Annotated in this window: 24 protein-coding genes and 1 tRNA gene; 8 read left to right on the forward strand and 17 right to left on the reverse strand. The window is 66.2% G+C overall.

Going from position 1 to position 24633, the window contains the following annotated elements; genetic code table 11:
* Positions 1 to 19: 19 nt before the first annotated feature.
* Positions 20 to 976: a LacI family DNA-binding transcriptional regulator gene (locus LPB142_RS01480; RefSeq protein WP_071165288.1), complete on the reverse strand. Its 957-nt coding sequence runs from the start codon at positions 974 to 976 to the stop codon at positions 20 to 22.
* Between the two features lie 344 nt (positions 977 to 1320).
* Between LPB142_RS01480 and LPB142_RS01485 the strand changes: the two genes are divergently transcribed.
* Positions 1321 to 1397 (forward strand) — tRNA-Arg (locus tag LPB142_RS01485).
* A gap of 23 nt (positions 1398 to 1420) precedes the next feature.
* On the opposite strand, the gene LPB142_RS01490 is transcribed toward LPB142_RS01485, so the two are convergent.
* The 5 genes from LPB142_RS01490 to LPB142_RS01510 all read right to left on the reverse strand — a co-directional run bounded on the left by LPB142_RS01490 (position 1421) and on the right by LPB142_RS01510 (position 7127).
* Positions 1421 to 3433: an acyltransferase family protein gene (locus LPB142_RS01490; RefSeq protein WP_071165289.1), complete on the reverse strand. Its 2013-nt coding sequence runs from the start codon at positions 3431 to 3433 to the stop codon at positions 1421 to 1423.
* A gap of 249 nt (positions 3434 to 3682) precedes the next feature.
* On the reverse strand, positions 3683 to 4927 hold the full coding sequence (locus tag LPB142_RS01495) for a saccharopine dehydrogenase family protein (RefSeq protein ID WP_068766378.1): 1245 nt from the start codon (positions 4925 to 4927) through the stop codon (positions 3683 to 3685).
* A 69-nt stretch (positions 4928 to 4996) separates the two neighbouring features.
* Positions 4997 to 6097, reverse strand: coding sequence for a carboxynorspermidine decarboxylase (locus LPB142_RS01500; protein WP_071165290.1), 1101 nt, complete (start codon positions 6095 to 6097; stop codon positions 4997 to 4999).
* Between the two features lie 72 nt (positions 6098 to 6169).
* Entirely contained in the window at positions 6170 to 6874 is a 705-nt protein-coding gene (locus LPB142_RS01505) for a winged helix-turn-helix domain-containing protein (protein WP_083392567.1), read from the reverse strand.
* Positions 6846 to 7127 (reverse strand): hypothetical protein, encoded by a 282-nt coding sequence (locus LPB142_RS01510; RefSeq protein WP_394328603.1) that lies wholly within the window; start codon positions 7125 to 7127, stop codon positions 6846 to 6848. The genes LPB142_RS01505 and LPB142_RS01510 overlap by 29 nt, the downstream gene beginning before the upstream one ends.
* A 152-nt stretch (positions 7128 to 7279) precedes the next feature.
* On the opposite strand from LPB142_RS01510, the gene LPB142_RS01515 reads away from it, so the two are divergent.
* The 3 genes from LPB142_RS01515 (at position 7280) to LPB142_RS01525 (ending at position 9659) form a co-directional block, all read left to right on the forward strand.
* The gene (locus LPB142_RS01515) at positions 7280 to 7720 is read left to right on the forward strand and encodes a hypothetical protein (RefSeq protein WP_068766375.1); all 441 of its coding nucleotides are present in this window, start codon (positions 7280 to 7282) and stop codon (positions 7718 to 7720) included.
* Between the two features lie 87 nt (positions 7721 to 7807).
* Positions 7808 to 8443 (forward strand): ribonuclease HII, encoded by a 636-nt coding sequence (locus LPB142_RS01520; RefSeq protein ID WP_068766374.1) that lies wholly within the window; start codon positions 7808 to 7810, stop codon positions 8441 to 8443.
* Positions 8444 to 8543: 100 nt separating this feature from the next.
* Complete coding sequence (locus tag LPB142_RS01525; RefSeq protein ID WP_071165291.1) at positions 8544 to 9659, forward strand: site-specific DNA-methyltransferase; 1116 nt, start codon at positions 8544 to 8546, stop codon at positions 9657 to 9659.
* 205 nt (positions 9660 to 9864) lie between these two features.
* Here LPB142_RS01525 and LPB142_RS01530 read toward each other — a convergent pair whose 3' ends face one another.
* Genes LPB142_RS01530 through LPB142_RS01545 form a run of 4 tightly spaced genes read right to left on the reverse strand, consistent with a single transcriptional unit; the run spans position 9865 to position 12160 of the window.
* Positions 9865 to 10305, reverse strand: a complete 441-nt coding sequence (locus LPB142_RS01530) for a MarR family winged helix-turn-helix transcriptional regulator (RefSeq protein ID WP_071165292.1) — start codon at positions 10303 to 10305, stop codon at positions 9865 to 9867.
* Entirely contained in the window at positions 10302 to 11132 is an 831-nt protein-coding gene (locus LPB142_RS01535; protein ID WP_071165293.1) for a carbon-nitrogen hydrolase family protein, read from the reverse strand. Before LPB142_RS01535 ends, LPB142_RS01530 begins: the two co-directional genes overlap by 4 nt.
* Positions 11132 to 11389 (reverse strand): glutaredoxin 3, encoded by a 258-nt coding sequence (grxC, locus tag LPB142_RS01540; protein ID WP_068766370.1) that lies wholly within the window; start codon positions 11387 to 11389, stop codon positions 11132 to 11134. Before grxC ends, LPB142_RS01535 begins: the two co-directional genes overlap by 1 nt.
* A 33-nt stretch (positions 11390 to 11422) precedes the next feature.
* Positions 11423 to 12160, reverse strand: coding sequence for a ComF family protein (locus LPB142_RS01545; RefSeq protein ID WP_071167082.1), 738 nt, complete (start codon positions 12158 to 12160; stop codon positions 11423 to 11425).
* Positions 12161 to 12194: 34 nt separating this feature from the next.
* On the opposite strand from LPB142_RS01545, the gene LPB142_RS01550 reads away from it, so the two are divergent.
* Positions 12195 to 13028, forward strand: coding sequence for a methyltransferase domain-containing protein (locus tag LPB142_RS01550; RefSeq protein ID WP_071165294.1), 834 nt, complete (start codon positions 12195 to 12197; stop codon positions 13026 to 13028).
* Between the two features lie 8 nt (positions 13029 to 13036).
* Here the strand turns inward: LPB142_RS01550 and LPB142_RS01555 are convergent, their stop codons facing one another.
* Together LPB142_RS01555 and otsB are read right to left on the reverse strand one after the other, a co-directional pair.
* Positions 13037 to 14383 carry an alpha,alpha-trehalose-phosphate synthase (UDP-forming) gene (locus LPB142_RS01555; protein ID WP_071165295.1) on the reverse strand — a complete coding sequence of 449 codons (1347 nt, stop codon included), beginning with the start codon at positions 14381 to 14383 and terminating at the stop codon, positions 13037 to 13039.
* Positions 14383 to 15120, reverse strand: coding sequence for a trehalose-phosphatase (otsB, locus tag LPB142_RS01560; protein ID WP_071165296.1), 738 nt, complete (start codon positions 15118 to 15120; stop codon positions 14383 to 14385). The genes LPB142_RS01555 and otsB overlap by 1 nt, the downstream gene beginning before the upstream one ends.
* Before the next feature lie 96 nt (positions 15121 to 15216).
* On the opposite strand from otsB, the gene hemH reads away from it, so the two are divergent.
* The gene (gene hemH, locus LPB142_RS01565) at positions 15217 to 16266 is read left to right on the forward strand and encodes a ferrochelatase (protein ID WP_083392568.1); all 1050 of its coding nucleotides are present in this window, start codon (positions 15217 to 15219) and stop codon (positions 16264 to 16266) included.
* 57 nt (positions 16267 to 16323) lie between these two features.
* Here hemH and mog read toward each other — a convergent pair whose 3' ends face one another.
* Both mog and LPB142_RS01575 read right to left on the reverse strand, forming a co-directional pair.
* A complete protein-coding gene (mog, locus tag LPB142_RS01570) occupies positions 16324 to 16851 on the reverse strand; it encodes a molybdopterin adenylyltransferase (RefSeq protein WP_068766366.1) in 528 nt (175 codons plus the stop codon).
* Complete coding sequence (locus LPB142_RS01575) at positions 16848 to 18074, reverse strand: argininosuccinate synthase (protein WP_071165297.1); 1227 nt, start codon at positions 18072 to 18074, stop codon at positions 16848 to 16850. The genes mog and LPB142_RS01575 overlap by 4 nt, the downstream gene beginning before the upstream one ends.
* Positions 18075 to 18225: 151 nt before the next feature.
* Between LPB142_RS01575 and ilvA the strand changes: the two genes are divergently transcribed.
* The gene (gene ilvA / locus LPB142_RS01580) at positions 18226 to 19473 is read left to right on the forward strand and encodes a threonine ammonia-lyase IlvA (RefSeq protein WP_068766364.1); all 1248 of its coding nucleotides are present in this window, start codon (positions 18226 to 18228) and stop codon (positions 19471 to 19473) included.
* Here ilvA and LPB142_RS01585 read toward each other — a convergent pair whose 3' ends face one another.
* Complete coding sequence (locus LPB142_RS01585; RefSeq protein ID WP_068766529.1) at positions 19474 to 19803, reverse strand: Hpt domain-containing protein; 330 nt, start codon at positions 19801 to 19803, stop codon at positions 19474 to 19476. It lies immediately after the preceding gene.
* A gap of 144 nt (positions 19804 to 19947) precedes the next feature.
* On the opposite strand from LPB142_RS01585, the gene LPB142_RS01590 reads away from it, so the two are divergent.
* Positions 19948 to 21234 (forward strand): PP2C family protein-serine/threonine phosphatase, encoded by a 1287-nt coding sequence (locus LPB142_RS01590; RefSeq protein WP_082872933.1) that lies wholly within the window; start codon positions 19948 to 19950, stop codon positions 21232 to 21234.
* On the opposite strand, the gene LPB142_RS01595 is transcribed toward LPB142_RS01590, so the two are convergent.
* Together LPB142_RS01595 and LPB142_RS01600 are read right to left on the reverse strand one after the other, a co-directional pair.
* Positions 21231 to 22403: an HlyD family type I secretion periplasmic adaptor subunit gene (locus tag LPB142_RS01595; protein ID WP_071165298.1), complete on the reverse strand. Its 1173-nt coding sequence runs from the start codon at positions 22401 to 22403 to the stop codon at positions 21231 to 21233. The two genes, LPB142_RS01590 and LPB142_RS01595, sit on opposite strands and share 4 nt — an antisense overlap.
* A complete protein-coding gene (locus tag LPB142_RS01600) occupies positions 22400 to 24631 on the reverse strand; it encodes an ATP-binding cassette domain-containing protein (protein ID WP_232230953.1) in 2232 nt (743 codons plus the stop codon). Before LPB142_RS01600 ends, LPB142_RS01595 begins: the two co-directional genes overlap by 4 nt.
* Positions 24632 to 24633: the final 2 nt, after the last annotated feature.

The following is a 24633-nucleotide window of genomic DNA, read 5'->3' on the forward strand; positions in this document are numbered from 1 at the left end:
CGGGCGAATCGCCGCCCGCTCAGAGCTTGCGGATCGTGTCGCCGAATTCGATCACCGGCTCGAGCTCGATCACCTCGCCGCCGATCGCCCCGCTATGGGGCCGCCCGGCCACGATCTCGGCCGCCTTGCGCCCGATCTCGCGCCGGCAGGCATCCATCGTTGCGAGCTTGCGCGGCAGCCCGTCGAGCAGATCGACCCCGTTGAACCCCGCCAGACCCAGCTTACCCGGCACGTCATAGCCGTTCTCCAGGCACCACAAGAGCCCGCCCGCGCCGATCATATCGTTGGAATAATAGAGGAAATCGAGATCGGGGGTGCGCTTGAGAATCGCCTCGGTCATCTCGCGCCCCTTCAGGAGCGCAGAACCGCCCTGATAGAACTCGCTGTCGGCCAGCGCGAGCCCCGCCGCCGCCAGCCCCTCCTCGAACCCCTCGAGGCGTTTGCGCGCCCGGTGGTCCTCGGGCATCTTCGTGCCGAGAAAGCCGATCCGCCGATAACCCGCCGCCACGATCGCCTCGGCCATGTGCCGCCCCGCGCGCCGATGCGAGATGCCCACGACCGAATCAACCCCCGCGCCATCGACATCCATGATCTCGACAACCGGCACACCGGCGTTTTCCAGCATCGCCCGCGCGGCCTCGGTATGTTCGAGCCCGGCGATGATCACCCCCGAGGGCCGCCACGACAGCATCTCGTAAAGCACCGCCTCCTCCTTGTCGGGGGAGTAGTTCGTGACCCCCACGACCGGCTGCAACCCGGTGTCCTCGAGCTCCTCCGAGATCCCCGAAAGCACCTCGGGGAACACCAGGTTGGAGAGCGAGGGGATGACGATCCCCACAAGATTTACGCGCTGCGAGGCGAGCGCCCCCGCGATCTTGTTGGGCACATAGCCGAGCGCCTTGGCCGCCTCGAGCACCTTCTCGCGGGTCGCCTCCGAAACATCGCCACGGTTTCGCAGCACCCGGCTCACCGTCATTTCCGAGACCCCGGAGGCCTCCGATACGTCGCGGAGCGTCAGCGGTCGGCGGGGATCCACAGGAGGACGGGGCACGATGATGGCCTTTCTTTGGAGCTCTCTTTGCTTTGACCCAAATATTTCTCTTGCGCAAGGATCTGGCAAGCGCTATGTTAGCGATAACGGCGGAGGAAATAGACTCCGAAAACTCCAAAGCCGCAGACCAGACTATGTGTAGACTCCGATCATGGGCCTGGGATCAATGAGGGGGAGCGGCAAGCGGGCCGCTCCCCTTTTTGCTGCGTTGACGGGTTTTTCTCGCGCCACCTTGCGCGACAGCGCCTTGCCCGCAATAAGGGGGCAGTGGCCCCGTGGCTCAACTGGATAGAGCAGCCCCCTCCTAAGGGGCAGGTTACAGGTTCAAATCCTGTCGGGGTCACCACCCTCCCGCTGGCCGGGCGGACGTCAGTCGCGCGCCCGCTTCAGGAAGTCGACAAGGCCGCACTGACGGATCAGCGCATCGAGGTAAAACACGCTGCCCGCTTTCGTCAGATGGTCGGAATCGTTGTAGATCATCTCGTCGGTGCCCGGGGTTCGGATGCGGCAGGTTGCGTCGTCGCAGAAGAACCTCTCGGAGCCGATGAACAGCACATCCTCGCCGTTGGCCGCCTTTGCCAGGCGCGTGTCGGGATAGGCGAGCCGTTCATGGATCGCCGCGGCGGAGAGCGGGGCGCAGCGGCTGCTCGGGGGGATGTTCTCGCGTGCCCAGGGAAACAGCGCCTGGCACTGCGTCAGATCGTTCCCCGTCGGCGGCACCTGCCCGAGCAGGACGACGCGCGCCCCGGCTTGCCGGATCTGCTGAACCGTATCGGCCAAGGCCTCGTCGAGCACCGCGCGCGACCCGGCCATCGAGAGCGCGGGCTGCGTCTCACCGATCCGCACATAGTTGGCATGGCGCAGCCGCTGCGCGCCCACTGCGGTCTCGCCGCTCGCCAGCGCCCAGCGCGACGCCAGCATGACCACATCATAATCGCCGCTGGTCGCGAGCGCACGCAGGCTCGGGTTCGTGGCGCTGCACCGCGCCCTTGCCTCGGTATTCGTGTCATCCTGGACCGTGACGCCAAAAAGCGGCGGGCAACTGGTCAGGTTGGCCAGATCGACCCGAACCCCCAGCGGCGCGAGCAGATCCCGAAGCCCGAAGCTGAGATGCCCGGCGTGGCTGTCGCCGATCACGAGAACCTTCACCGGGCCCGGGCTTGCGGGGGTGAAGCGGGTGACGTTCAGCGGCTTTCCGGCCGCCTCGGGGGCATAGCGGAAGGTCTCGGAGCGCACCGCAACGTCCGGCCGGGAAAGCTCGGCGAGATAGGCCGGCGTGCGGGTGCCCGGCAGGACTTTGTAGGCAACCGTCGGGCCGATCAGAACACCGGCGGCCACCAGCGTCCCCGCCAGAAAGGGCAGGTTTCCCCAACGCTTGCCCGCCGGCGCCGGGTGCCGGAGGGGTTTTTCGATCAGCGCATAGCTGAGCGCGGCCACCGCGATCGAGACCCCGACGAGGGCAATGCTCAACGGCACCGAGGGCGGATCGGGAAGCCGATAGCGGACATAGACGTAGATCGGCCAGTGAACGAGATAGAGCGAATAGCTGATCAGCCCGATCCAGACCACCGGGCGCGCCATCAGCACCCGCCCGACCGGCCCTTTGTCGCCAAAGGCGATGACCGCGGCCGTGCCGAGGCACGCGCCGAGGCTCAGCACCCCGGGCAGCGGCATATGCTCGTCGATCAGCGCATAGCTGAGCAAGATCGCCGCCATCCCGCCCGCCGCGATCCACGGCGCCGCGCGCGTCGCAAGGATCCGGCGGCGCGCCCCCTCGAGGTGAAAGGCGAGCGCCAGCGAGGCCCCGATCATCAGCTCGAAGGCGCGCGAGGGCAGCAGATAATAGGCCGCGCTCGGGTCGCTCGAGAGCCAGATCTGCGCGATGGCGAGGCTCACCAGCAACACGATCAAGGCGATCGAATGGAGCAGCCGCGGCCAGCGATAGACCGCCAGCAGGACCGTCGGCCAGAAGAAATAGAACTGTTCCTCGACGGCGAGCGACCAGAAATGCAGCAGCGGTTTCATCTGCGCCGCGGTGTCGAAATAGCCGATCTCGCGGTAGAGGTTGATATTCGCGAGCGGCGCGATCGAGAACGGCACCGAGCGCAGGAAGCTGACCAGATCCTTGGCGCCGAGAACCGGATAGAAAAGCACCAGCGAGGCCGCAACGGTGGCGAGCGCGGCGGGCATCAACCGGCGCAGACGGCGCAGGTAGAAGCGGCTGTAGCTGAACCGCCCGGTGCGATCCTTCTCGCTCAGGATCAGCCGGGTGATGAGAAAGCCGCTGATGACGAAGAAGACGTCGACGCCGAGGAACCCGCCGGGCAGGCCGGGGATGCAAAAATGCGCCCAGAGAACGGCGAGAACCGCGAAGGTCCGCAACCCGTCAATGTGAGGCTGGTAGGCAGGTGGGCGTCATGCACTCGGGCTCCGGTGAATAGGGTCAGGAGGTTGCTAAACGAACAGATGACGCGTAGGCAAGGCCGCTGCCGCGCCGATCTCGGGCCGCGCGCGCGCCGCGCCCGGTTTCTGGGCATTCCCCCTGCGTCACGTCGCCTTCGCAGCCGGTTTGAAAGGTCGCGGCCTGCCTCGCCCCCGCAAAGAAAAGGCCCGCCGGAGCGGGCCTTTTGCTTAGGCGTTCCAGGCGCGGTCCTCGCCGCCGAGGCCGCCGATCTGCACCCGCGTCGGCAGGCCGATCCGGTCGAGGATGGTCAGGAAAGGCTTGGGATCGAGCTCCTCGACGTTCTTCATCGTCTTCGCATCCCATTCGCCCGAGGCCACCAGCATCGCCGCCGCCACCACCGGCACGCCCGCGGTATAGGAGATGCCCTGCGAGCCGACCTCCTCATAGGCCTCCTTGTGATCGGCGACGTTGTAGACGAACAGCTCGACCGGCTTGCCGTCCTTCACGCCCTTCACCACATCGCCGATGCAGGTCTTGCCGGTATAATCCGGCGCGAGCGAGGCCGGATCGGGCAGAACCGCCTTCACCACCTTCAGCGGCACCACCTCGAGCCCCTCGGCGGTCTTCACCGGCTGCTCCGACAGGAGCCCGAGGTTCTTCAGCACGGTGAAGACGTTGATGTAATGCGCGCCAAAGCCCATCCAGAACCGCACATCGGCCTTGGGGTAATTCGCGGCGAGCGAATGCACCTCGTCATGGCCCGAGAGATAGGCCCGGCAGGTGCCCACCACCGGCAGATCCCAATCCTGGCCGACCTCGAACATCGCGTTCTCCTGCCAGCCGCCGTTCTGCCAGGAATAAACCGTGCCGGTGAATTCGCGGAAGTTGATCTCCGGGTCGAAATTCGTCGCGAAATAGCGCCCGTGCGAGCCCGCGTTGATATCGACGATGTCGATCGAGGTGACCTCATCCATCTGATCGGCCGCGAATCGCGCATAGGCGTTCACCACGCCCGGGTCGAACCCCGCGCCGAGGATCGCGGTGACGCCCTTCGCCGCGCACAGATCGCGCTTCTTCCACTCGTAGTTGCCATACCACGGCGGCGCCTCGCAGATCTTCTTCGGGTCTTCATGGATCGCGGTGTCGATATAGGCCGCGCCCGTCTCGAGACAGGCATCGAGCACGGTCATGTTGACGAAGGACGAGCCCACGTTGATCACGATCTCGGCGCCCGTGTCGCGGATCAGCGCGGCCACCGCGGCGCTGTCCATCGCATCGACCGCATGGCTCGAAAACGTGCCCGGCACCTTCATCGCGCCCTTCGCCACAACGCCCTCGATGATCGCATCGCATTTCGCGCGGGTCCGCGAGGCGATATGCAGCTCGCCCAGAATGTCGTTGTTTTGCGCGCATTTATGCGCCACGACCTGAGCGACGCCACCGGCACCGATGATGAGCACGTTTCGTTTCACTTCTGCTGTCTCCTTCGATCACAGGACAGGGGAAGGGGGCTGTTCAGGCCCGGGAAAGAGGCCGAAACCTCACGACAGGGAGGACAGGTAATCCTCATAGGTAAATTCGCGCACGAGCTCGACGGTGCCGTTGCCATCGGCGCGACGGATCGCGATCGAGGGCATGTTGACGCCGTTGAACCAGTTCTTCTTGACCATCGTATAGCCCGCCGCATCGGCGATCGACACGCGGTCGCCCACGGCGAGCGGCGCCGCAAAGCGCGCATCGCCGAAGATATCGCCCGCCAGACAGGTCTTGCCCGCGATCTGATACTCGAAATCGCCCTCTTGCGGCAGCTTCGCGGTCTCGCGGTAGATCAGCAGATCGAGCATATGCGCCTCGATCGAGCTGTCGACGATCGCGACCTTCTTGCCGTTGTCGATGATGTCGAGCACCGAGACCTCGAGGCTTGCGGTCCGGGTGATCGAGGCCTCGCCGGGCTCGAGATAGACCTGCACGCCGAGCGCCTCGGAGAACGCCTTCAGCCGCGCCGCCAGCGCCTCGATCGGATAGCCCTCGCCGGTGAAATGGATGCCGCCGCCGAGCGAGACCCATTTCAGCTTCTTCAGGAAATCGCCGAATTCGGTCTCGATCCGGGTGAGCTGTTCGCTGAACAGATCGAAATCGCGATTCTCGCAGTTGTAATGGATCATCACCCCCGAGATCCGCGGCAGCGCCGCCTCGAGGCGCGCCAGATCCCATTCGCCCAGCCGCGAGAACGGCCGCGCCGGGTCGGCCAGATCGAAGCCCGAGGTCGAGAAGCGCGGGTTGAGCCGCAGGCCCATCTCGATATGCGCGGCTTTCTCGCCAAAGCGGTCGAGCTGGCCGAGCGAGTTGAAGATGATCTTGTCGGCGTAGGAAATCGCCTCGTCGATCTCGGCGTCCGACCAGGCGACCGAATAGGCGTGGGTCTCCTTGCCGAATTTCTCGCGCCCCAGCCGCAGCTCGAAGAGCGAGCTCGAGGTGGTGCCCGCCATATAGGGCCGCATCGTGTCGAACGCGCCCCAGGTCGCGAAACATTTGAGCGCAAGCAGAGCCTTCGCGCCCGAGAGCGTGCAGAGCCGCTCGATCTTGCGCATGTTTTCGAGAAGGCTGGCTTCGTCGATCAGGTAGTAGGGCGTCGGAATCATGAGCTCCCCCCGAGGCGGCAAAACGAAGCCGCGATATAGGGCCAACCCCCAAGCGCTGCAAGGAAAATGGGGTCAGTCGACGCGGATCGCCTCCTTGCTAACCGCCAAAGTGTAACCCTTGCGTGAAATGTTGCGCACCAGAAGCTCGGCGACGAGCTGGTTGCCAAGGCCGTCGCGCAGCCGCTTGATGCGCGTCGCGCCCGCCGCCTCGTCGCAGTCCGCCGCCGCGCGCCCCGAGATCACCGCCTCGATCTCGGCGCCCGAGAGGATCTCGTCATCCATCCGCGCCTCGGCGAGCACCGCGAGGGTCTCGATCGCGGCGGGGGTGAGGGTGAAGGCCATGTCGTTGAGCAAGACCGCGTTCTCGCCGCGCAGGATCCGCAGGCTCTGCACCTCGATCCCGGCGCGGTGGATCTCGCTCATCCGCCGGTTCATGCCGATCAGCGTGACCAAGAGCACCAGCGCCGCCACCATCAGCGCGGTCGCGAAGAGCAGCAGGATGAAGATGATCACCCGGTAGGAGGAGAGCACCTCGGCAAAGGCCGTGCCCGATTGCGCGAGCACCTCGAGAAGCCGGATCTCGGTCGCGCCGGTCAGCGCGTTGTTGGCCACGAAGATCTGCTCGACGCGCGCGTTGAAGGCGCCGGCGTCGGGCAGCGCCACGAACAGCCCCGCCGCCGCCAGCGCGAGGATCGCCGCGATCGCGACAACCCCCCAGAGCACCGCGCGGTTGCCCCGCCGCAGGCTCTCAGTAACGAAGGAAATACGGCCCGGCACTGGCTTTTCTCTGCTCCAAACCCTCGGGGCCGAAAATGGACAGGATGGTGAGCAAGGTCCAGCCATCGCGCGCCAGCCGCGGGCCCAATGCGCGGGCGGCCGCCTGTGGCGAACAGGCCGCGTCGGGGAGCTCGGCCACGCCATAATGCAGCCTGAGCGGGCTGTCCTGCTTGGCCTTGTAATCGGCGTAGCAGGCGGCCTGAGCGGGGGCTGCGGCCAGGAGCGCAAGAGCAAGGGCGAGCGGTTTCATCATGCGCCCAAGCTGCGCCGCGGGGCGATGTTATGCAAGAACCAAAGGCCCTTGGCGGGCTGCTATCGGATAACAGGGGGCTGATATTGCGCGGCCGGGGGGCGCGGGCCGAGGGTCGGGGCATCGCAACCGGGCCATGCCCAAGGAGGTCCCCGATGATCCGTTTTCCCTTCCCGCGTCTGACCGCCGCCGCGCTGGTGGGGGCGCTCGCGCTCAGCCCGCTCGCCGCCAGCCCCGCCGCCGCGCTCGACCGCGATGACCGCACCGCGCTGGGCCTCGTTCTGGGCCTCGGCGCGCTTGCCGCGATCGCGGGGGGCGACAGCCATTCCGCGCCGCCCCGCCGGGTCGAGCCGCCGCGCCGCGAGCCCGCCTGGGGCGGGCCGGTCTATCGCGACCGGCACCGCGAGACCTGCGTGATTCGCATCGAGACTGACCGCCATGGCCGCCGGACCGAGCGCTATGGCGCGGGCTGCGACCCGCGTCGTGACGGGGGCCGCGACGGCTATCGTGACCGCGACCGCCGCGACTGGGGCCATGAGCGCGCCGACCGCGATGGCCGGCGCGATATCCACGACCCCTATTTCCTGCGTCGCTGAGGGGGGCGGGGTCGTGAGGGCGCGCGGGGCTCCGTCCCCCGCGCGCTTTTTCGTTGCGCGCCCGAGCGCGGCGCGGCAGGAAAGCGCATGGCAGACAAACCCGATTATTCCTTTGAACTGGCCGCGCAGGCGCGCGGATTTGCGCGCGTCGCGGGGGTCGATGAGGTTGGCCGCGGCCCGCTGTGTGGCCCGGTGACGGCGGCGGCGGTGGTGCTCGACCCGGCGCGGATCCCCGAGGGGCTCAATGATTCGAAGAAGCTGAGTGCGCGGCGCCGCGCCGAGCTCTTCGAGGAGATCGTGGCGAGCGCCGATTATTGCATCGCCCATGCGAGCGTCGAGGAAATCGACGCGCTCAATATCTTGCAGGCGAGCCATCTGGCGATGTGCCGCGCGGTGGCGGGGCTCGCGCGCGCGCCCGGGCATGTGCTCGTCGATGGCAACCGCCTGCCGCGCGATCTCGGCCTCTCGGCCGAGGCCCTGGTGAAGGGCGACGCGCGCTCCGTCTCGATCGCGGCGGCCTCGATCCTGGCGAAAGAGGCGCGCGATCGCCTCATGGTGGATTTGGCGCAACAATACCCCGGCTACGGCTGGGAGAAAAACGCGGGCTACCCGACAAAAGACCATCTGAGCGCGCTCCTAGATTTGGGGGTTACCCCCGTTCATAGGCGTTCCTTCCGGCCCGTGCACAACATCTTGTGCCAAGCAAAAACTGTAACCCCTTGATTCAAAAAAGAATTTGACGGCGAATCCGGTTTGACTCATCTTTGACCCCATAGATCGGCACAAGTCGACACCCGAGCAGACCGGGACCAACGAGGCAGAGATGACAAAAACCAAAACGACTGCGGGGCAGGCGGCGCTCCCGCTCAACCAGATCCTTCCGGGCGATTGTATCGAGATCATGAACAGCTTGCCCGAGGCGAGCGTGGATCTGATCTTCGCCGATCCGCCCTACAACCTGCAGCTCCGCGGCGATCTGCACCGGCCGGATAACTCCAAGGTCGATGCCGTCGACGACGCCTGGGACCAGTTCTCCTCCTTCTCGGCCTATGACCAGTTCACCCGCGACTGGCTCGCCGCCGCGCGGCGGCTGCTCAAGCCCAATGGCGCGATCTGGGTGATCGGCTCCTATCACAACGTCTTCCGCCTCGGCGCCGAGCTGCAAAACCAGGGCTACTGGATCCTCAACGACGTGGTCTGGCGCAAATCGAACCCGATGCCGAATTTCCGCGGCAAGCGGCTGACCAACGCCCATGAGACGCTGATCTGGGCCTCGAAGGGGGAGGGTGCGAAATACACCTTCAACTATGAGGCGCTGAAGGCGCTCAACGAAGGCGTGCAGATGCGCTCGGATTGGGTGATCCCGATCTGCACCGGCAATGAGCGCCTCAAGGACGACCAGGGCGACAAGGCCCACCCGACGCAAAAGCCCGAAGCGCTCTTGCATCGCATCATTCTCGGCACCACCAACCCCGGCGACGTGGTGCTCGACCCGTTCTTCGGCACCGGCACCACGGGTGCGGTCGCCAAGATGCTCGGCCGTGAATATATCGGCATCGAGCGCGAGGAGGCCTATCGCCTCGCGGCGCAAAAGCGCCTCGAGAAAATTCGCAAATTCGATCGCGAAGCTCTCGAAATCACCGGCTCGAAGCGCGCAGAACCGCGCGTTCCCTTCGGCCAGCTCGTCGAGCGCGGCATGCTGCGCCCGGGCGAGGAGCTCTTTTCCATCGGCAACCGTTTCAAAGCAAAGGTTCGCGCCGATGGCACGCTCGTCGGAAATGACGTGAAAGGCTCCATCCACCAAGTGGGCGCACATCTCGAAGGCGCGCCCTCGTGCAACGGCTGGACCTATTGGCACTTCAAGCGCGAGGGCAAACTGGTGCCCATCGACCTGCTGCGCCAACAGATCCGCGCCGAAATGGAGGGGCGCCCGAACTGACGGGCCCCCGATCTCTCCGTTACCGTTACCGCCAGCACCCGTGGTCCGCCCATAGGTGCGACCTTGCCCCGCCGTTCGCTCGGCGGGGTCTTTTGACTTAAGCCTCCGGCGGGCGTATTTGGGCCAAGAAGAAACGGCTGCTTCTTCTTGGTGAAAATACGCCGGGGGTCCGGGGGCGGCGCCCCCGGCGCTCACCACCGGGCTCTCAGTCTGTCTCGAGATGCGCGCGCAATTCGCGCAGGATCGGCAGCGTCGCGCGCACCTTCTCGGGCCCGAGCGCGCGCACCACATCCGCGATCACCGGCATGAACGCCGCCAGCGCCGCATCACGCGCCTGACGCCCGGCGGGCGAGATCGAGACGAATTTGCGCCGCGCATCGTCCCAGTCGGGGCGGATATGGATATGCCCGGCCCATTCGAGCTTCGAGAGCGTGTTGGTCATCGCGCCGCGGGTGACGTGGAAGGTCGCGGCGAGCTGGGCGGGCGTGCGCTCCTCGCCGATATGGGCGAGATGGTTGAGCACCGAGAAATGCGAGATCTCCATGCCCTTCGGCAGAGCCCGGCTCACAAGGTTGCGCGCGAGCTGGTCGACCATGAAGACCTCGGCGAAGAGGGTCGCGGCAAGCGGGTCCGATCCGTCGCTCATGGGCCCTCGAAGGCGCGGTCATGGGTGATCGAGGGCACGCGGGCGCGGGCCTGGGCGACGCGCGCAAGGTCCAGATCGACGAGCGTCACCCCCGGCTCGGTGCCGCCATCGGCCAGAACCTCGCCCCAGGGCGCCACGGCGAGGCTATGCCCCCAGGTCTTGCGCGGCTTGCCGCCATGCGCGGCATGGGTGCCGCATTGCGCCGGCGCCAGCACGAAACAGGTGTTCTCGATCGCCCGCGCGCGGATCAGGCTCTCCCAATGCGCGGCACCCGTGGTGTCATTGAAGGCCGCGGGCAGGGTCAGGATCTCCGCCCCGCCGTGCGAGAGGCGGCGGAAAAGCTGCGGGAAGCGCAGATCGTAACAGATCGCCATCCCGAGCCGCGCAAAGCCCGCATCCGCCACCACCGCCCGCGTGCCGGGCCGGTAGCCCTCCGATTCGCGGTAGCGCTCGGTCGGCGAGACATCGACGTCGAACATGTGGATCTTGTCATAGCGCGCGGCGATGGCGCCATCGGGCGCGATCAGGAAGGAGCGGTTGGCAAACCGCCCATCGGCATCGCCCGTCTTGATCCCGAGCGAGCCGATCAGCAGCCAGACCCGCGCCGCCGCCGCCTCGGCGCGCAGAGCGGCCAGGGTCTCATCCGCCTCTTCGGGCCGCAACAGAGCCTGCTGCAGCGCCCGGTCCGAGGAGAGCATGTTCGTGCATTCCGGCGTCAGCACAATGCCCGCGCCCGCCGCGGCCGCCTCGCGCACGAAGCCCACCGTCACCGGCAGGTTGGCCGCCGGATCATCGGAAACCGAAAGCTGGACGAGCGCGGCCTTCATCAATCGGCCAGCATCGGGTCGAGTTTGCCCGCCGCGTCGAGCGCGTGGATATCGTCACAGCCGCCGACATGCTGCCCGCCGATGAAGATCTGCGGCACCGTGCGTCGCCCGCCCGCGCGCTCCATCATCGCGACGCGCAGCGCCGGATCCGCGCCGACATCGGTCTCCTCGAAGGCGACGCCCTTGCGCGCGAGCAGGTCCTTGGCGGCGATGCAATAGGGGCAGGTGCGGGTGGTGTAGATCTCGACGCGTTTCATGATGTCCTCTTTACCCTGTCAGGATAGGAGGATTTAGGGCTCTTTCGCAACGCGCGCCAGTGTCAGCACCACGACTTTTTGCGCCCCGGCCTCGCGCGCGGCCTCTGCCGTGGCGGTGAGCGTGGCGCCGGTAGTCAGCACATCATCGACGATCAGGACCGCCCGCCCCGCGATCTGCGCGCGGTATTTCGGCCGCAGAGCGATGGCGCCGGCGAGGTTTTCGGCCCGCGCGGCGGCGCTCAGCCCCTCTTGCGGGGGCGTGGCGCGGGTGCGCTCGAAAAGATCGGGCAGACAGTCGAGCCCCGCCTGCCGCGCCACCGCCTTGGCCAGCAGCGCCGATTGGTTATAGCGCCGCTTCAAGAGCCGCAGCCGATGCAGAGGCACCGGCGCGACGATCATCCCTGGCTCGAGGATCGGCCCGGCGGCGCGGTGCATCCAGCCCGAAAGCGGCCGCGTCAGATCCAGCCGATCGCCATGTTTGAACGCCAGGACCAGCCGCCGCCCGGTGCCGGAATAGACCATGGCCGCCCGCCCCCGCTCCCACGCGCGGGGCGCGCGCAGGCACTCATCGCACAGAACCTGCTCCGCCTCCTCCCCCGGCAGCGGCGCCCCGCAGCAATCGCAGGCGAGCCCGAGTATGAAGCTCGTCTCGCCCCAGCACGCCCCGCAAAGCCCGAACTCGCCCTCGACCCGCTCGCCACAGGCGATACAGCGCGGCGGAAACACGGTCTGCATCGCCGCCGTTGAAGCCAGCCGGATCCCCGCTAGCATCCCCTCGCGAACCGCCGTAATGTCCAGCCCCATCATGACCACTCCGCCCCAACTCACCGACCGAGCCGCGCTCCTGCGCAACCGTTCCCGAGCCGCCGCCGACCCCGCGCTGTTTTTGCACGAGGACGCGGCCGTCGAGCTTGAGGAAAGGCTGAACGAGGTTAACAGAACGTTTACAGACCCGGCGATCGTGACGAATTTCCCCGGCCCGTGGCAGAAAATCCTGCCCGGGGCGAAGATCGTCGCCGATGACGAGCTGCTCGATCTTACCCCCGGCGCGCATGATCTCGTGGTCCATGCGATGTGCCTGCATTGGGCCAATGACCCGGTCGGGCAGATCGTGCAATGCGCGCGCGCGCTGCGCCCCGACGGGCTTTTTCTCGCGGTGATGTTCGGCGGCCAGACGCTCTCCGAGCTGCGCGCGGCGCTGGCCGAGGCGGAGGCCGCGGTGACTGGCGGGCTCAGCCCGCGGGTTCTGCCGATGGGCGAGATCCGCGACCTCGGCGCGCTGTTGCAACGCGGGGGGCTCGCGCTGCCGGTGGCCGATAGCGTCTTGCGCAAGGTGACCTATGCCGATCCGCTGCGGCTGCTGGCTGATCTGCGCGCGATGGGCGAGGCGAATGCGCTCGCCGCGCGCCGGCGTAATTTCACCCCCCGCGCTGTGATCACAGAAGCGATGCGCCGCTATGCCCAGGCGTTTTCCGAGCCCGATGGCCGGGTTCGGGCCAGTTTCGACATGGTTTGGTTGACCGGCTGGAAGCCGCATGAGAGCCAGCAAAAGCCGCTCCGCCCCGGTTCCGCGATGCAAAGGCTGGCGGATGCGCTCAACACCTGCGAGCTGCCGTCGGGCGATAAAGCGCCGAAATAGACCCTGTCTCAGCCCAAAGCGGTGAGAAACCCGCGCGACCACCAATGCACGTCGCGCCGCGAAAGCGTGGTCATCAGCGCCTCATGCCGCCGGCGTCGCTCGGCCAGCGGCATGGTCAGCGCGGTCAACATCGCTCCCGCCATCTGCTCGGGGTCATGAGGGTTCACGATCAAGGCCTCGCCCATCTGCTCGGCGGCGCCGGCAAACTGGCTCAGGATCAGCACGCCCGGGTTCGCGGGGTCCTGGGCTGCGACATATTCCTTCGCAACCAGGTTCATCCCATCCATCAGCGGCGTCACGAGCCCGATATCCGCCGCCCGGTAAAGCCCCGCCAACATCTCGCGCGGCACGGGCCGGTTGATGAACCGGATCGGCGCCCAGGTGATATCGGCATAAGTGCCGTTGATAGGGCCCGAAAGAGACTCTGTTTCAGCCCGAATCGAGTCATAAGCGGCCACCCCCTCACGGGTCGGGGGCGAGATCTGGATCAGCGAGACATGCCGGTGCCAATCCTCCTGACGGGCCAGAAACTCGCCAAAAGCGCGGAACCGTTGCGGCACGCCCTTGGTGTAATCGAGCCGGTCGACGCCGACCATCAGCCGCCGCTCGGCCTTGCGGATCCCGGCGGGCAGCTTATCGATCTCCGCCGCGGCGAGCTCGGCGAAGTCGCGCGCGTCGATCGCGATCGGGAAGGCGGCGATCCGGGGCTGGCGCGGGGCGAGATGCACGAACCCGCCGGAAAGCTCGCTCGCGCCGCCGATCTCGACCATCGCATCGGTGCAGTTCTTCACATCGCGCTCGGCCTGCAACCCGACCAGCTCATAGGCCGCGAGCCACTGACAGAGCTCGGCGCCATTGGGCAGCGCCTGGAGCGCGAGCGGCGTCGGGAAGGGCGTGTGCAGGAAGAACCCCATCCGGTTCTTCGCCCCGAGCTGGCGCAGATCATAGGCCAGCGGCAGAAGGTGAAAATCATGCACCCAGATCCTGTCATCAGGCTCTAACATGGCCAAAAGCAGCTTCGCGAGGCGCCGGTTCGTCTCCTTGTAGGTCGCCAGATACTCGCCACGGATATCGAGCAGATCGGTCCGCCCGTGAAACAGCGGCCAGAGCACCGAATTGGCATAGCCGTGGTAATAATTCGCCTGTTCCTCGGGGCTGAGGTCGAAACAGAGCCGCCGGAAGGGCCCGCCCTCGATCTCTTTCAGGCTCTGTTCCGGCGTATCAGAGACGTTTCCAGAGGTTCCGATCCAGATGCCACCGCGTTCGGTCAGCGCATCGCCGAGCGCCACGACGAGCCCGCCCGAGGGCGTGGGGCCGAGCGGGATGCGGTTGGAAAGACAGATGAGTCGGCCCATCACGCGCCCCCCTCGAGCCAGGAAAGCACCGCCGCCGGGTCCGCCAGCCGATAGCGCGCCGCCGTCTCCCCCGGGCCGACCTTGACGCCATAGCCCCCCTGCGCCGCGGCCCAGGCGATGGCGGGCTCATCGGTCGTGTCATCGCCCAGAAACACCGGCCTGCGCCCGGCAAAGCGGGGCAGATCCCAAAGCCGGGCGAGGGCGCGATCTTTCGACGCAGAGGCCGGGCGCAGCTCATAGGCCATCTTCGCGGGCTGCACCGAAAAACCCGAAAACTGCTGGAGTAGAGACTGAATGAAGGCCTCAACTTCGGGGCCGAAGTCGGGCCGGCTGCGGTAATGCAGCGCCGCGCCATGGGCTTTGGGCTCGTAAAGCAGCCGTTCTGCCCGCGCGAAGGCCGACATGCGCGATTGCAGCGCCGCCAGAGCCTCCGGGGGCGGCGTATCGGCGCCCGAAAGCCCGCGCGCCTCGGCGCCGTGACCGCCGATGATCAGCCCGCCGAAGCCGTCGAGATAGCGCACCAGTTCCGCAAGATTTCGACCCGAAACCAGCGCAAAAGCCCCTCCGAGGGCGCCTTCCAGCGCCGCGAGCCGGGCGGCAAGGCCGGGTGGCAGCGTGATCGCATCGGGGCGCGGGGCGATCTCGACGAGGGTGCCATCGAAATCGAGAAACAGCGCATCGCGGGCGATATCGAGGGGCGGCGGCGGGGCGAGGAGCGGCTCGGTGAACAGGGGCATATCTGGCTGTGTCAGTCTCTTCGTTTTGAAAGGGATGCATTGACGCACCGCGAAAACGCGATAAGTCGGGGATGGTTCCGAAAAAAGGACAAGAAAATGACCGCAAACCCGCGCCTTGCCCATGCCCCCGCCGACCATCCGCCCGTGAAGGCGGCCAAGATCGGGCTTCTGGTGGCCAATCTCGGCACGCCGGACGCCACCGATTACTGGTCGATGCGGCGCTATCTGAACGAATTTCTCTCGGATAAGCGGGTGATCGATTTTCCGGCGTGGAAATGGCAGCCGCTGTTGCAGTTGATCATCCTGAGCAAGCGGCCCTTCACCTCGGGCAAGAACTACCGCTCGATCTGGAACAATGAGGCGAATGAGAGCCCGCTGATGACGATCACCAAGCAGCAGGTCGCCAAGCTCCGCGCGGCGGTGGCGGCGCGCTATGGCGCCGAGGTGATGGTCGATTTCTGCATGCGTTACGGCAACCCCTCGACCGAGTCGGTGGTCGATCGGATGGTGCAGGCGGGCTGCGAGAAGATCCTGTTCGTGCCGCTTTATCCGCAATATGCGGGCGCGACTTCGGCCACGGCGAATGATCAGTTCTTCCGCGCGCTGATGAAGCAAAAGCGCCAGCCCGCGGTGCGGATTGCGCCGGAGTATTTCGACCGGCCGAGCTATATCGAGGCGCTGGCTGCGTCTGTCGAGCGGGTCTATGCGACGCTGCCGCGGCGGCCCGATGTGCTTGTGGCCTCGTATCACGGCATGCCCAAGCGCTATCTGATGGAGGGCGACCCCTACCATTGTCAGTGTCAGAAGACCTCGCGGCTGTTGCGGGAGCGGCTGGGCTGGGAGAAGGGCGATATCGACACGACGTTCCAATCGGTCTTTGGGCGCGAGGAATGGCTCAAGCCCTACACGGTCGAGCATGTCGCCGAGCTCGCGAAGGCCGGCAAGAAGAATATCGCGGTGATTTCGCCGGCGTTTTCGGCGGATTGCATCGAGACACTGGAGGAGATCAACGGCGAGATCCGCGAGGCGTTCGAGCATGCGGGGGGGGAGAGCTTCACCTATATCCCCTGTCTCAACGACGACGATCTGCATATCGCGGCGCTGATGGATCTGGTGGGGGACAATCTCGCGGGCTGGATCGGCTGAGGGGGCGGAGCGGGGCTCTGCCCCGCACCCCGGGATATTTGAGGCAAGATGAAAGGGTTATTTCGCCTTCGGGCGGAAGGCCGCGATCTTGGCAGGATCGGTGTCGATGAAGCCTGCGCCGATCAGATCGAGGCAATAGGGCACGGCCGCGAAGACCGCGTTGAGGCAGGTCGCGATGGCGGAGGGTTTGCCGGGGAGCGTGATGATCAGGCTCTGGCCGGCGATGCCGGCGGTCTGGCGTGAGAGGATCGCGGTAGGCACCTCGAGGAGCGAGGCGCGGCGCATTTCCTCGCCGAAACCGGCGAGTTCCTTCTCGATCACATCGGCGACGCCTTCGGGGGTTTCATCGCGCGGGGCGGGGCCGGTGCCGCCGGTGACGAGGATCAGCGCGGCCTGTTCCGCGACCAGCTGGCGCAGCATTCGGGCGACGCTGTCGCGGCCATCGGGGATGATGTGCCGGGTGAGGAGGAGCGGCGTGGTCACCACGCCGCGCAGCCAGTCTTCGCAGCCGGGGCCGCCCTTATCCTCATATTCGCCGCGGCTGGCGCGGTCGGAGACGGTGACAATGGCGGCCCGGACGCTCATTTCTTCACGCGCGCGTTGCGGGTCGCGATCAGCTTCAGGCGCAGCGCGTTCAGGTGGATGAACCCGGCCGCATCGCGTTGATCATAGGCGCCCGCGTCTTCCTCGAAGGTGACGTGCTTCTCGGAATAGAGCGAATAATCCGACCAGCGCGCCACGGTCCGCGCCACGCCCTTGTAGAGCTTGAGCCGCACGGTGCCCGAGACATATTCCTGGGTCTTGTCGATCAGCGCCTGCAGCGCCTCGCGCTCGGGCGAGAACCAGAAGCCGTTGTAGACCAGTTCCGCATAGCGCGGCATGATCGAATCCTTCAGGTGGCCCGCGCCGCTGTCGAGGGTGATCTGTTCGATGCCACGGTGGGCTTCGAGCAGGATCGTGCCGCCGGGGGTCTCGTAGACGCCACGCGATTTCATGCCGACAAAGCGGTTTTCGACGAAATCGAGAAGCCCGATGCCGTGTTTGCCGCCGAGCTCGTTGAGCTTCGTCAGGATCGTCGCGGGCGACATCGCCTCGCCGTTGATCGCGACCGCATCGCCCTTCTCGAAGGTCACTTCGATGAACTCTGCCTCATCGGGCGCATCCTCGACCGCAACGATGCGCTGGGCGACGTAATCGGGCGCCTCTTCGGCCGGGTTTTCCAGAACCGTGCCCTCGGAGGAGGTGTGCAGCAGGTTCGCATCGACCGAGAACGGCGCCTCGCCGCGCTTGTTCTTGGCGATCGGGATCTGGTTCAGCTCGGCGAATTCGATCAGCTTGGTGCGCGAGGTCAGATCCCAGAGCCGCCAGGGCGCGATCACCTTGATCGCGGGGTCGAGGGCGGCCACGCCCAGCTCGAAGCGGACCTGGTCGTTGCCTTTGCCGGTCGCACCATGGGCCACCGCATCGGCACCCGAGGCTTGGGCGATCTCGACGAGATATTTCGAGATCAGCGGCCGCGCGATCGAGGTGCCGAGCAGGTAGAGCCCCTCATAGACCGCATTGGCGCGGAACATCGGGAAGACGAAATCGCGCACGAATTCTTCGCGCAGGTCGACGATATGGATGTTCTCGGGCTTGATGCCCAGCAGTTCGGCCTTGGCGCGCGCCGGCTCCAGCTCCTCGCCCTGACCGAGGTCGGCGGTGAAGGTGACCACCTCGCAGCCGTATTCGGTCTGCAGCCATTTCAGGATGATCGAGGTGTCGAGGCCACCCGAATAGGCGAGCACGACTTTCTTGGGAGCGGACATGGGTTGCCTCCGGCTGATGCACATTCAGCGGGGGGGATAGGACGTTTTCACCTGTTTCTCAAGGGCTCCGGCGCGGTTTGCGCGGCTCAATTGTGCCCGATACAAGCCGCGCCCCCTTGCGCGGCGTCCCGTTCGGCGCCAAAGCTGCGCCATGACCCAATTCGCCCTCGAAGCCCTCGCCGCCGCGCGCGCCCTGCGCAGCCTCTTTCCGGCCACGCCGTTGCAGCGCAACGACCATCTTTCCAAGCGCTTCGACGCCGATATCTGGCTCAAGCGCGAGGATCTGACGCCGGTGCGCAGCTACAAGATCCGCGGCGCCTTCACCGCGATGCGCAAGCTGCGCGAGCGCGAGCCGGGGGCGGCGCATTTCGTCTGCGCGAGCGCGGGCAACCATGCGCAGGGCGTGGCCTTCGCCTGCCGCCATTTCGGCGTGAAAGGCACGATCTTCATGCCGGTCACCACGCCCCAGCAAAAGATCGACAAGACCAAGACCTTCGGCGGCGATGCGATCGAGGTGGTGCTGACGGGCGATTATTTCGACCAGACGCTCGCCGCCTCGCAGGCCTATTGCGCCGAAGTGGGCGCCTATTTCCTCGCGCCCTTCGACGACCCCGATGTGATCGAGGGCCAGGCCTCGGTCGGCGTCGAGATCCTCGATCAGCTCACCCGCGCGCCCGATCTGGTGATCCTGCCGGTCGGCGGCGGCGGCCTCGCGGCGGGCGTCACCGGCTATCTGCGCGCCACCGCCCCGGGGGCCGTGTTCCGCTTCGTCGAGCCCTTGGGCGGCGCGAGCCTCACCGCCGCCGTCGCCGCGCGCGAGCCGGTAACGCTCAAACATATCAATAGTTTCGTCGACGGCGCCGCGGTTGCGCGTATCGGCGCGACGCCGTTCCGCGCGCTCGATTGGGTCACGCCCGAGATGATCCTGCGCGCCCCCGAAGACCGGATCTGCGTGACCATGCTCGAGATGCTCAACGTCGAGGGGATCGTGCTCGAACCCGCCGGCGCGCTCTCGATCGACGTGCTGCCCGAGCTCGCCGAGACGATCCGCGGCAAGACCGTGGTCTGTGTCACTTCGGGGGGCAATTTCGATTTCGAGCGCCTGCCCGAGGTCAAGGAACGCGCGCAGCGCTACTCCGGCCTGAAGAAATATTTCATCCTGCGGATGCCCCAGCGCCCCGGCGCGCTGCGCGAGTTTCTGCAAATGCTCGGACCGGACGACGATATCGCCCGGTTCGAATATCTCAAGAAATCCGCCCGCAACTTCGGCTCGGTCCTGATCGGGATCGAGACGAAACAGGCGGCGAGCTTCACGCGCCTCACCGACCAGCTCGACGCGGCGGGGTTCACCTACCGCGACATCACCGAGGATGAGGCGCTCGCCGAATTCCTGATCTGATCAGGCGGCGGCGAAGACCTCATCGAGCTTGCCGAGGAAAATCTCCTTCGACTTGCCGTAACAATCGAGGATCGCCGGGACATCGATCTCGTCCGAGCGCCCGGCGACCGCCTTGCGTTCGCCATCCTGACACATCGCCCCGAAGGCCGCGAACCCGAGGTTCCACGCCGATCCCTTCAGGAAATGCAGCTCATCTTCGAGCTTTTCGCGACGTTGCCCGAGGCGCATGACAACGCCCTCGACCTCATCCAGAAACAGCTCAAGCACTTCGTCGAATCCTTCCGGCCCAATCTCTGAGCGCAATTCGACCACCCGTTGCCAATCTATCATGGCCACCTCCACAGAATCCTTCACCGCCCTTGACGGTACGGGGCAAAGATTTCGGAGTGTTTAACCCCCGTATTCTTTACGCTGTTCACCGGATGTTAAAGCCCTCGCGTCAGGATCTTCGCAAAGGTTTCAATTGACGGTTTCATGGTGCGCGACTCCTCGCAGCAACTCATCGGATACGGGCCCACCGCCCGGAACGGCACGCCGCGGCGCGTGCTCGTCGTCGATGACAGCCGCATGCAACGCCGCATCCTGACCGTTCAGCTGACCCGCTCGGGCTATGATGTGATGGAGGCGAGCTCCGCCGAGGAGGCGCTGCGGATCTGCGCCGAATGTGAGCCCGATATCGTCCTGTCGGACTGGATGATGCCCGGCATGACCGGCCTCGATTTCTGCCGCGCCTTCCGCAAGATGGACAGGGCGGGGTATGGCTATTTCATCCTGCTCACCTCGAAGACCGAAAAAAACGAGGTTGCCCAAGGGCTTGAGAGCGGCGCGGATGATTTTCTCTCGAAGCCCGTCAACGGCGATGAGCTGCGCGCGCGGCTGAGCGCGGGCGAGCGGATCCTCGTCATGGAACATGAGCTGAAGGAGAAGAACCGCCTCCTCTCCTCGACTCTGACCGAGCTTCAGGGCCTTTACGACGTCATCGACCGCGATCTGACCGAGGCCTGCAAGCTGCAACAGAGCCTCGTCAAGGAGCGCCACCGCTCCTTCGGCAATGCCGAGGTCTCGCTGATGCTGCGCCCCTCGGGCCATGTCGGCGGCGATCTGGTCGGCTTCTTCCCGATCAACGCGCGCCGGGTGGGGGTCTACGGGATCGATGTCTCGGGCCATGGCATCACCTCGGCGCTGATGACGGCGCGACTCGCGGGCTATCTCTCCGGCTCCTCGCCCGATCAGAACATCGCCCTGATCCAGAGCGAATTCGGCATCTATGACGCGCGCCCGCCGGGCGAGCTCGCCGCCTATCTGAACACGCTCGTGCTCGAGGAAATGCAGACCGAGAGCTATTTCACCCTGATTTACGCCGATATCGACCTGATCTCCGGCAAGGTCGAGATCGTGCAGGCCGGCCACCCCTATCCGGCGGTGCAACGCGCGAGCGGCGAGGTCGAGTTCCTCGGCGCCGGCGGCTTGCCGGTCGGGCTGATCGAGGGCGCTGACTATGACACGATCACCACCCATCTCAAACCCGGCGACCGGCTCTTTCTGATGTCGGATGGCATCACCGAGGCGACCGACCCCGCCGGCGACATGCTCGGCGAATCGGGCCTCGCGCAGATCATACGCAAATCCGCCGCCATGCGCGGCGCGGCCTTCCTCGACGCGATCTACTGGGATATCGAAACCTTCTCGAACGGCAACCTCGTCGATGATGTCTCGGCGGTGTTCTTCGAATTCGACGGCGCCAAGGAAAACGTCGGTTAAGGCTCGCGCAAAGCCTCGCGCGATTTGTAGAGCGGCTTGAGCAGATATTGCAGGATCGTCTTCTCGCCGGTGTGCAGCTCGACCGTCGCCTGCATCCCCGGCCGGATCTCGAGCGCGCGCTGCCGCTCGGTCAGGTTCGCCAGATCCACCCGCAGCGTCACCTTGTAATGCGGGTCGCCATCGGGTTTGCGCTCGTCCTTGAACGTATCGGCCGAGACCACCTGCACCTTGCCCTGCAAACTGCCGTAAATCGTGTAATCATAGGCCGAGAGCTTGATCGTCGCATCCTGCCCGGGCCGCACATTCGCGATATCTTTCGGCGCGATCTGCGCCTCCACGAACAGCTCCTCGTCGAGCGGGATGATCTGCATGATCTCCTCGCCGGGCCGCACCACCCCGCCGATCGTGGTGATCGAGAGCTTGTTGACGATCCCCTTCATCGGCGCGGTCAGCACCGTGCGGTCGAGCTGATCCTCCGACAGCCGCAGCTGCTGGCGCAGCGCGCTGAGTTCCTTGAGCGTGTCGGAATAGTCCGATGCGCGTTCGAGCTCGGCCTGGGTGACGATCTCGCCGAGCCCCTTCTCCGCATCGGAGGCCACCTTGCGCGCCCGCGTCAGCTCGATCAGCGAAGCAACCTCGCGCTGATACATCTTCTCGAGCAGATCGCGTTCCGTCCGGGCCTGTTTCACCACCGCCTCGGCGCCCTTCTTGCGGCCCTGATAATCCTCGAGCCGCGCGGTCAGCAACGTGCGCTCCGAGGCCACGATCTCGGGCACGAGCGCCTCCTGCGCGGCGCTCACCTCGAACTGATCGACCCCCGCCATCTCCGCCTCAAGGCGCAGCTGCCGGATCTCCATCGCGGCGATTTTCTCATCGAGATCATCGACTTGCGTCTGATATTGGGTGCCGTAGAGTCGCGCCAGAACGGTGCCCGGCTCGACCACATCGCCCTCCGAGACCTCGAGCTGCGCCAAGATCCCGCCCTCGAGGTTCTGGATGATCTGCGGCTTCGAGGAGGACACGATCTCGCCCGGGCCGCGCACGATCTGGTCGACCCAAGCCACCGAGGCCCAGCCCAGAAACACCAGCACCACCACCGCGATCAGCCAGATCGTGACGCTCATCCGCCGGTGTTTGCCCGCCAGCATCGCCGGGTCGACCGTGCTCATGCGCCGCCCGCCTTCGCCTTGGTCAGATGCGCCAGCACCGCGTCGCGCGGCCCGTCGACCGCCATCTTGCCGTTTTGCAAGATCAACGTCCGCGCCGTCAGCGCGAGGATCGGCACCCGATGCGTCGCGATGATCGCGGTGCGCCCCGCGAGCCAGCTCTCCAGCCGGCTCACCAGCGTCGTCTCGAGCGTGGTGTCGAGCGCCGCCGTCGGCTCATCGAGGATCACCACCGTCGGGTCTTGCAGCCACAGCCGCGCCCAGCCGATCGATTGCCGCTGCCCGACCGAGAGCCCCTCGCCGCCGTCGCGCAGCTCGAGGTCGAGCCCGCGCGGATGGCTGCGCACGAAGGGCCCGAGCCCGGCGAAATCGAGCGCGGCATAGAGGCGCGTCTCGTCGCGTTCGAGCTGGGTGAGGTTGAGGTTGTCGCGCAAACTGCCCGAGAAGAGCCGCACATCCTGGCCGAGATAGCCCACCGCCCGGCGCAGATCGCGCGGGTGGAGCTGGCCGATATCGACCCCGTCGAGCAAGATCCGCCCGCCCTGCGGCTCATAGAGCCCGGCGAAGAGCTTGAGCAGCGTCGATTTGCCCGAGCCATTGGCGCCGAGCACCGCGACGCGCTGCCCCGCGGGGATCCGCAGCGCCGGGATATCGACCTGCGTCGCGCCGTCGGGGTCGTATTTGAAGCTGAGCTGGCGCAGCTCGTAATCGCCCGAGATCCGCTCGGCGCGCAGATAGCTGCGGCCCTCGGCCTGAACCTGATCGGCCTCGGCGATCGCGTCGAGCCCCTCGAGGGCGGCGCGCACATTCGACCAGCGCGCCAGCGTCGCGGAGAGCTGGGTGAGCGGCGCGAGCGTGCGCGAGGTCAGGATCCCGATCGCGATGATCGAGCCCACGGTGAATTCGCCATCGAAGACCTTGTAGGTGCCGATCACGACCGCCGCAATATATGTGGCCTGCTGGATCATCTGCGCCCAATAGGTGAGCGCGCCGCTGAGCTTGCGCTGCTCGGAGCTTTTCACCGCGGAAAGGGTGATCAGCTCCTCCCAGATCCGCTTGAAGCGGTCCGCGCCGCGCGCGGTCGAGACGGTTTCATGCTCGTAGATCGCCTCATGCAACAGCTTCGCCGCCCGCGCCGAGGCGCCTTGGGTCGATTGCGTCAGCGCGATCATCCGTTTTTGGAACAGAAACCCCGGGAGCACCATCAAGATCGCGCCGGCGACCAGCACCCAGACGAGATTGCCCCCGATCGAGGCGACGAGCGCGAAAAAGACGAAGATGAACGGGATATCGGCGAGCGTGCCGATCGTCGAGGCGGTGAAGAACTCGCGCACCGAGGAAAATTCGCGCATCGCCGAGAAGAGCTGCGAGGGCGAGCGCCGCCCCGGCGCGGCCTTCATGCCCAAGAGCCGCTCCATGAGCAGCCCCTGCACCGAGAGCTCGATCCGCCGCCCGGCCATGTCCATCAGCCCCGAGCGCGCGAGTTTCAGCGCCATCTCGAGCGCGAGCGCCAGAAACGCGCCAAGCGCCAGCACCCAGAGCGTGCTTTCCGATTGATGCGGGATCACCCGGTCGTAGACCTGCAGCGAGAACATCGCCACCGCGACCGCGAGGATATTGGCGAAAAGCGAGCCGAGCGCCACCTCGGCAAAGGCGCGGCGCTGGGCGCGGAAGGCGCCCCAGAACCAATGCGCGCGATCGGCGGTGAGCGCGTGGCGTTCCTCGAGCTGTTTGAGCGAGCTGCGCGCGCGGATGATCTTGCCCGAGAAATAGGGGGCGAAATCGGCGATCTGCACCTCGGCGCGCTGATCGGGGCAGGTCTTGTCATAGACGAAAAGCGTGCCGCCCTCCTGCGCGATGACGAGGACCATCTGCCCCGAGGTCATCTGCGCGAGCGCAGGCCATTGTCCGGGGGTCAGCCGGTCGAGCTCTTCGACGGCCGCCGTCATGCCCGCCACCCGCAGCACCGCGGCGATATGTTCGGGCGCGATCTCGCCGCCCGCGGCCCCGGTCAGCGCCGCCGTCGCCTCGCCCACCGCGAGGAGCATCTGCTCGAGGATATCGGCGGCGGGCAATTCGGCGCCCAAAAGCCCCGCATAGGCCGCGGCGAGCTCGGCCCGGGCCTTGGCGCGGCCGGGCGCGCGGGGGCCCGCGGAGGCGGTCGGCGTGGGTCTCGGCGGCGCACCATCAGCCACCCCGCTGACGCGGGCTGCGTTGATGTCAAACGCCAAAA

This window comes from Rhodobacter xanthinilyticus, assembly GCF_001856665.1.
GTDB classification, from domain to species: domain Bacteria; phylum Pseudomonadota; class Alphaproteobacteria; order Rhodobacterales; family Rhodobacteraceae; genus Rhodobacter; species Rhodobacter xanthinilyticus.

What these genes read in the sequence shown, in the direction of transcription:
- LPB142_RS01480 (WP_071165288.1), bottom strand. Translation starts at nt 976, where the DNA reads ATGACGGTGAGCCGGGTGCTGCGAAACCGTGGCGATGTTTCGGAGGCG.
- LPB142_RS01500 (WP_071165290.1), bottom strand. Translation starts at nt 6,097, where the DNA reads ATGATTCCGACGCCCTACTACCTGATCGACGAAGCCAGCCTTCTCGAA.
- LPB142_RS01510 (WP_394328603.1), bottom strand. Translation starts at nt 7,127, where the DNA reads ATGATGAAACCGCTCGCCCTTGCTCTTGCGCTCCTGGCCGCAGCCCCC.
- LPB142_RS01515 (WP_068766375.1), top strand. Translation starts at nt 7,280, where the DNA reads ATGATCCGTTTTCCCTTCCCGCGTCTGACCGCCGCCGCGCTGGTGGGG.
- LPB142_RS01520 (WP_068766374.1), top strand. Translation starts at nt 7,808, where the DNA reads ATGGCAGACAAACCCGATTATTCCTTTGAACTGGCCGCGCAGGCGCGC.
- LPB142_RS01525 (WP_071165291.1), top strand. Translation starts at nt 8,544, where the DNA reads ATGACAAAAACCAAAACGACTGCGGGGCAGGCGGCGCTCCCGCTCAAC.
- LPB142_RS01530 (WP_071165292.1), bottom strand. Translation starts at nt 10,305, where the DNA reads ATGAGCGACGGATCGGACCCGCTTGCCGCGACCCTCTTCGCCGAGGTC.
- LPB142_RS01535 (WP_071165293.1), bottom strand. Translation starts at nt 11,132, where the DNA reads ATGAAGGCCGCGCTCGTCCAGCTTTCGGTTTCCGATGATCCGGCGGCC.
- grxC (WP_068766370.1), bottom strand. Translation starts at nt 11,389, where the DNA reads ATGAAACGCGTCGAGATCTACACCACCCGCACCTGCCCCTATTGCATC.
- LPB142_RS01545 (WP_071167082.1), bottom strand. Translation starts at nt 12,160, where the DNA reads ATGCTAGCGGGGATCCGGCTGGCTTCAACGGCGGCGATGCAGACCGTG.
- LPB142_RS01550 (WP_071165294.1), top strand. Translation starts at nt 12,195, where the DNA reads ATGACCACTCCGCCCCAACTCACCGACCGAGCCGCGCTCCTGCGCAAC.
- LPB142_RS01555 (WP_071165295.1), bottom strand. Translation starts at nt 14,383, where the DNA reads ATGGGCCGACTCATCTGTCTTTCCAACCGCATCCCGCTCGGCCCCACG.
- otsB (WP_071165296.1), bottom strand. Translation starts at nt 15,120, where the DNA reads ATGCCCCTGTTCACCGAGCCGCTCCTCGCCCCGCCGCCGCCCCTCGAT.
- hemH (WP_083392568.1), top strand. Translation starts at nt 15,217, where the DNA reads ATGACCGCAAACCCGCGCCTTGCCCATGCCCCCGCCGACCATCCGCCC.
- mog (WP_068766366.1), bottom strand. Translation starts at nt 16,851, where the DNA reads ATGAGCGTCCGGGCCGCCATTGTCACCGTCTCCGACCGCGCCAGCCGC.
- LPB142_RS01575 (WP_071165297.1), bottom strand. Translation starts at nt 18,074, where the DNA reads ATGTCCGCTCCCAAGAAAGTCGTGCTCGCCTATTCGGGTGGCCTCGAC.
- ilvA (WP_068766364.1), top strand. Translation starts at nt 18,226, where the DNA reads ATGACCCAATTCGCCCTCGAAGCCCTCGCCGCCGCGCGCGCCCTGCGC.
- LPB142_RS01585 (WP_068766529.1), bottom strand. Translation starts at nt 19,803, where the DNA reads ATGATAGATTGGCAACGGGTGGTCGAATTGCGCTCAGAGATTGGGCCG.
- LPB142_RS01590 (WP_082872933.1), top strand. Translation starts at nt 19,948, where the DNA reads ATGGTGCGCGACTCCTCGCAGCAACTCATCGGATACGGGCCCACCGCC.
- LPB142_RS01595 (WP_071165298.1), bottom strand. Translation starts at nt 22,403, where the DNA reads ATGAGCACGGTCGACCCGGCGATGCTGGCGGGCAAACACCGGCGGATG.